Source organism: Achromobacter sp. Root170, from assembly GCF_001428165.1.
GTDB lineage: Bacteria > Pseudomonadota > Gammaproteobacteria > Burkholderiales > Burkholderiaceae_B > Achromobacter > Achromobacter mucicolens.
Genome location: NZ_LMHN01000016.1, coordinates 355,632 through 361,731 on the forward strand (window position 1 = coordinate 355,632; position 6,100 = coordinate 361,731).

At 61.8% G+C, this 6,100-nt stretch carries 6 protein-coding genes; all 6 read left to right on the top strand.

From position 1 onward, the window contains the following. The first annotated feature begins 9 nt into the window (after nucleotides 1-9). Nucleotides 10-1,101 (top strand): redox-regulated ATPase YchF, encoded by a 1,092-nt coding sequence (ychF, locus tag ASD87_RS19600; RefSeq protein WP_056325382.1) that lies wholly within the window; start codon nucleotides 10-12, stop codon nucleotides 1,099-1,101. A 286-nt stretch (nucleotides 1,102-1,387) separates the two neighbouring features. Further along, nucleotides 1,388-2,677, top strand: coding sequence for a type VI secretion system Vgr family protein (locus ASD87_RS27370; RefSeq protein ID WP_235512758.1), 1,290 nt, complete (start codon nucleotides 1,388-1,390; stop codon nucleotides 2,675-2,677). A gap of 111 nt (nucleotides 2,678-2,788) precedes the next feature. Then, nucleotides 2,789-3,493 (top strand): Rhs element Vgr protein, encoded by a 705-nt coding sequence (locus ASD87_RS27375; protein WP_235512760.1) that lies wholly within the window; start codon nucleotides 2,789-2,791, stop codon nucleotides 3,491-3,493. Next, nucleotides 3,490-4,395: a DUF4123 domain-containing protein gene (locus ASD87_RS19610; RefSeq protein WP_056325384.1), complete on the top strand. Its 906-nt coding sequence runs from the start codon at nucleotides 3,490-3,492 to the stop codon at nucleotides 4,393-4,395. Before ASD87_RS27375 ends, ASD87_RS19610 begins: the two co-directional genes overlap by 4 nt. Continuing rightward, the coding region (locus tag ASD87_RS27635) for a toxin VasX (RefSeq protein ID WP_369818568.1) at nucleotides 4,392-4,725 on the top strand (334 nt) is incomplete at its 3' end. The genes ASD87_RS19610 and ASD87_RS27635, both read left to right, overlap by 4 nt. A 73-nt stretch (nucleotides 4,726-4,798) precedes the next feature. Beyond that, nucleotides 4,799-6,100: T6SS effector BTH_I2691 family protein (locus ASD87_RS27640; RefSeq protein WP_369818572.1), on the top strand; the 1,302-nt coding region annotated here is incomplete at its 3' end.

The window sequence follows — 6,100 nt, forward strand, 5'->3', positions numbered from 1 at the left end:
AGGATTCCCATGGCTCTGCAATGCGGCATCGTCGGCCTGCCCAACGTTGGCAAATCGACTCTCTTCAACGCTCTGACCCGCGCCGGCATCGCCGCCGAGAACTATCCGTTCTGCACCATCGAGCCCAACGTCGGCGTCGTCGAAGTGCCGGATCCGCGCCTGCAGAAGCTGGCCGAAATCGTCAAGCCCGAACGCATCCTGTCCGCCACCGTCGAATTCGTCGACATCGCGGGCCTGGTCGCCGGCGCGAGCAAGGGCGAAGGCCTGGGCAACCAGTTCCTCTCGCACATCCGCGAAACCGATGCCATCGTCAACGTCGTGCGCTGCTTCGAAGATCCCAACGTGATCCACGTCACCGGCAAGGTCGACCCGATCGCCGACATCGAAGTCATCGAAACCGAACTGGCCCTGGCCGATCTGCAGACCGCCGAAAAGGCGCTGCAACGCCACCAGAAGACCGCGCGTTCGGGCGACAAGGAATCGCAACGCCTCGTGGCCGTGCTGGAAAAGTGCGTCGCCCAGCTCAACGAAGCCAAGCCCATCCGCTCGCTGGACCTGACGACCGAAGAAAAGGCCGACATCGCCCAGCTCTGCTTCATCACCGCCAAGCGCGCGATGTACGTGGGCAACGTCGCTGACGACGGCTTCACCAACAACCCGCTGCTCGACCGCCTGACCGAATTCGCCGCCGCCCGCAACGCGCCCGTCGTCGCGATCTGCGCCGCCATCGAATCCGAAATCGTCGACCTCGACGACGCCGACCGCGAAGCCTTCCTGAAGGACATGGGCATGGAAGAACCGGGCCTGAACCGCCTGATCCGCGCCGCCTTCAAGCTGCTGGGCCTGCAAACCTACTTCACCGCCGGCGTGAAGGAAGTGCGCGCCTGGACCGTGCCCATCGGCGCCACCGCGCCCCAGGCCGCCGGCGTCATCCATACCGACTTCGAACGCGGCTTCATCCGCGCGCAAACGATCTCGTACGAGGACTACATCACGTACAAGGGCGAGCAGGGCGCGAAGGAAGCGGGGAAGATGCGCGCGGAAGGCAAGGAATACATCGTGCAGGATGGCGATGTGATGAATTTCTTGTTTAACGTGTGATTTACCCGCGAGACCTGGGCAGGCTTCGGCGGTAGCCAAGCATGCTGGGGCGCGCGATGCAACGCGTGCCACCTTGCTTCATCAATGAGTCCACTTCGTGGGCTCATTTTTTTTCCGCGGCGCGATCAGGCCGCAAATAAGAAGCTTCCTATATACGCCTGTCGACGCGACGGGCACGATCCTGACGGTGTGTTATGTCCACTTCCGGCCCCAGTGCGGTGGACTTAGAACCCATCTCGGTCTGCACCCAAGTGGTTGGTGCGAGCCGTAGCCGCAGGAGCGCCCCGTGCCCGTCCAATCTGATCTGCGTTTTACGTTTACTGCTGGTGCCGACGCGTTCGATGTCATCGAGTTTCGTCTAGTTGAAGCGCTGTCCGAGACCTTTCTGCTCGAGGTGGACCTGAGCTGCGCGAGTGCCGAAGTCGACTTTGCCGGGATACTGGACCAGCCCGCCTTGTTCACGATCTGGGCGGGCGGACGTGCCGTCAGGCTTGTCCATGGGCTGGTGTCTTCGTTTCAGCAAGGTGACACCGGCTTTAGGCGGACGCGTTATCGCGCCACGGTGGAACCTCGCCTGGCGCGTCTGAAACTCGCTTCAGACTGGCGCATATTCCAGGCGCTTGCTGTTCCCGACATTGCCAAAGCCGTCCTCGGCAAACACCGCATCACGCAAGCTTACGAGCAATGGAGCACCGAATCCCATCTTCCGCGGGAGTATTGCGTCCAGGCAGGCGACAGCGATTACACCTTTATCGAACGCATCATGCGCGAAGAAGGATTTTTCTACGGTTTCATGCACACCGCTGATGGCCACCGCCTGATCCACTGTGACCGCCTATGGGTATTCGGCAGAGACGACGGTCCGCCCGTCGAATACAACCCCATGCCCGGCGGAGACCGCCCAACGCCCGCGCTTCACAGTTTTCTGTACACGGAACAGGTACGCACGGCGCGTCATGCCCAGCGTGATTACGACTTCAAGAATCCGCGCTACGACCAACACACCGAACGAGCAGTAGAAAAAGCACACCAGTCGCTCGACTATGAACGTTACGACTACCCAGGACGCTACAAGAACATCTCGGGGGTGCAGTTCACCCGAGACCGCCTGCGCGGCCTGCGGGGCGGGGCTTGCATGGCGGTCGCCCAAGGCGATGATGCGCGACTGACGCCAGGCGTTTCCTTTGACCTCGTGGGCCACCCGCGCGAGGACATGAATCGCGGTTGGCGGCCGATCCGCCTGGCGCACCACGGCAAGCAGTACACAAGCCAGGCTGAAGACAGCGCAGACGCCGAGCAAGGCACGCACTACCACTGCACTGCCACGCTGGTACCCGACGATGTCGAGTGGCGCGCGGAACCGCTGCCCAAGCCGCGCATCGATGGCCCTCAACAAGCGACAGTGGTGGGGCCGCCGGGCGAGGAGATCTACTGCGACAACTACGGACGCGTGAAAGTGCAGTTTCCCTGGGACAGGGAAGGCAAGCTGGACGAACACAGTTCCTGCTGGATACGCGTGTCGCAGAACGTGGCCGGCGCCCTGTGGGGCCACATCGCCATCCCCCGCATCGGGTAGGAGGTCATCGTCAGCAACTTCGATGGCGATCCGGATCAGCCGGTCATCACGGGAAGGAGCTACAACGCACACCAGTTGCCGCCGTACGATCTTCCGGCGCACAAAACGCGCATGACCATCAAGAGCCAGACCCACAAGGGAGACGGTTTCAATGAAATGCGCTTCGAGGATGAGGCGGGACGAGAGGAGATCTACCTCCATGCGCAGAAGGACCGGAATATCCACGTCAACAACGACGAGAGCACGTTTGTCGGACACGACCGCAGGGAGCGGGTCGAGAACGATGAAGCCATCGTCATCGGCCACGACCGCACGGAAACCGTCGGCAACGACGAGCGGGTCACCATCGCGCGTGACAGGCGCCATGACATCGGCCAGGACGCCTCGCTTGCCGTGGGACGTGACCACACCATCTCTATCGTCAAAGACCGCATCGAAGAGGTTGGCAACCACCGGCGCGACAAGACCGCCGCGAATCACTGGACGGAAATCGGAGGGCACCTGGAGCAGCGCATCGAAGGGCACGCGCATCTGCGGGCGGGCCAGGAAATCCGGAACCTGACCAAGGTCTACAAGGTTCAGGTGGAGGATGAAATTGTGCTGGAGGGGCCGGGTGGGTCGTTGCATATCAACCGGTCTGGCATCACGCTCAGCGGCGTGGCAATACATCTCAAAGCTCCCATAAGCCAGCAAGCAAACGGGGATGGCGCCTTCCTTTCATTGGCAAGCGCGCCCGATCAGGGTGAGCCGATTTGCGTCAGCTGCTGGTTGAAGGCCGCCCGGGAACGCAAGGCATTGATGAGGATGGGCGCATGATCTCCCGCGACTTGATCAGGGCGCTGAACCAAGAGATCCATGACGGCGAGGGTTCACGGTCGTGCCACCTCACGGCATTGATCGACATGGCACTTGTGCCGGAAGACCAGCGGCAAGAAATCGCCGAGCATATCGCCGGTGATGCTCATCCATTACTAATGGACCCGCAGTTGGATGCACTGAAGCCGCTGGGCCCGATCCTCATTGGCGCAAACGGATTCGGACCAGCGCAGTATGAAACCGTGCTGGCGAAAGTCGGAGCCCGCTGTGCCGCGTACGTGAATTCCTGGATCTCCAGCGTTGTTCCGCCGCAGGAGCTTGCGTTGCACTTTAGCGGAGCAACTTACGCCATCGGCGAGTCGAATCAGCAATATTTGCTGCGCTACTACGATCCGGCAATCACGCCGCTTCTGTATGCGCAGGCCGACCGCGAATGGGTGTCCCGGTTCTTTGGGCCGGTCCTGTCCTGGTGGTTCCAGGACGCGACGCAAGCGTCCTCGTTGTGGCGCCGGATCCGTGGCAGAGGTCGAAGCGATGGCTCGTCGCCTGCGCAGCCGCTGCACCTGAGCACCGCTCTGTGGCAAGTGTTGGAATCCGACCCCCTCCCTCACCGCCTGCTGCACACCCTGGAGGCGCAATTGCCTCACGTTTTCGATAGCACTTGTGGCGGGGTCAGGCTTGCTCAGGTCGAGGCGCAACTCAACGCTGGACGCCGGTCAGGGCTGACGCGCCACGAAGATCTTACGACCTACGTGATCGTCGGTATGAATCGTTCCTGGAGTCAACGCGTGCTGGACCGTCGATGGCAGAACGCGTTGGATCGCGCCGCGACGGGTGCCGAGACGTTGAACGAATCGCTCGCCGCTCTGGCGCGGGCAAGCGTTAAGGACGTGCAGTCATGAGTCAGGTGTCATTGGAAGAGCTGCTATCGCAGGCAGTCGACGTCGCGCGCAGTACTCGACGGGACGAGGCGCCCAGTCCGTGCGTCGACTGCAAGTCCGAAGTTGCCATTCTTCCGCTGCGCTATGCCGTGGTGACAAGCGAAGATCCGGAAGCGCTTGCCGCGCTGGCGCCGGATCTGCCTCGCAATCTCGGCCTGGGGTTGCCCGCGTTGCAAGCCAAAGGCGTCCGCTACGCCGTGCGCGCCATGCGCCAGGGTTACCTGTACGCGTTCATCAAGCGCTTCGGAAAATGGAATTGCGAAAGCGCGTGGCGAGCGACAGGGACAGGGGNAGCGAAGATCCGGAAGCGCTTGCCGCGCTGGCGCCGGATCTGCCTCGCAATCTCGGCCTGGGGTTGCCCGCGTTGCAAGCCAAAGGCGTCCGCTACGCCGTGCGCGCCATGCGCCAGGGTTACCTGTACGCGTTCATCAAGCGCCTCGGAAAATGGAATTGCGAAAGCGCGTGGCGAGCGACAGGGACAGGGGTGTTCTCCCCATTCTGGCCTTACTCGCCAGATTCGCAGTACGCGCCCGAACCGCGCCGCCTGCTCGGATATGGCGGCTGGACCATCCTGTTCAAGGCCCCGGAAGACATCCAGGAAGCGCGCCTGCTGTTCACTCCGGACGTGCTTACCGAGCGCATGCTCGACAAGTTGCGCGATACCGATTCGTTGCGCAACAAGCTGCAGRCATTCGACATCAAGGAAATCGCCAGCAGCTGCTCGTTTGCTCCCGACGTGCTCGACATGTCTTCCACGAACAATGGCATTGCCGAGAGCATCGCCGCGGCCCATACCSSCCTGGCGCCCACRCTTGCCGATCAGCTCTATTCCGACCCGGATTATCACCACGCCCCGCAATTGGTCGCGTCGGATTTGAGGCCGACGGTCACCCGAGCCCGCGGCGCCGCTATCGTGCTGCGCGACCCCATCGGCATTACTCAGCAACTCAACGCCTGGCGAAACGAGGCCGTCGAGACGCTGAAGGACTACTTGAACAGGGGTGGGGCSAACAACGGCATCAGCAACGAACGCAAGATTCTGGTGGCGCAGGCGTTCGGCGATGTTCGGAATCAGTTTGAAGAAAGGTCTGCTGCCTTGGAGGCGCAGCATTACATCGAGATCGAACGGGACAAGGTGTTCAATCCCGAGATGGCGCGGGGGCGCAACTGGATCCTCGACGAGGCGCAGCAGAAACGCTGGGAAGCGGCAGCCCARGAGCACGTGCGCAACTACGAAGCCACGATAAGGGCGCGGGTGCAAGCCAAACTGGACAGCGGCGAATACCGCGCCCGCTTCGAAAGCAAGTACGTAACTCCGCCGGACCCGAAAGCGGCGTTGCARATCTACGCCATGAAACAGGCGCTCGCGGGTTTCGAGACCCAGTGTCGAATTGCGGAACAGGAAGCGGCGCGTCGGGCACTGCCATACGAAGTCTGGTTGCAGAGCGAGCAATTRCTGGATGGGTTGGAMGTCTATGACGATGCCGACCTTGCSAGCGGCTGGCGGTTTGCGGGTCAGACAGGAMTGTGCGTCTTTGGTGCGGAAGGATGCGAAAGCAGTGCCAACGTCATCCAAGAGTGGTGGCAGGGTGGGGCGCAAGACCGCAAGAACCTCGCGCTGCGAAGCTTTGGACTGAATCAGGATGCCATCCTGGCGGAAATGGAT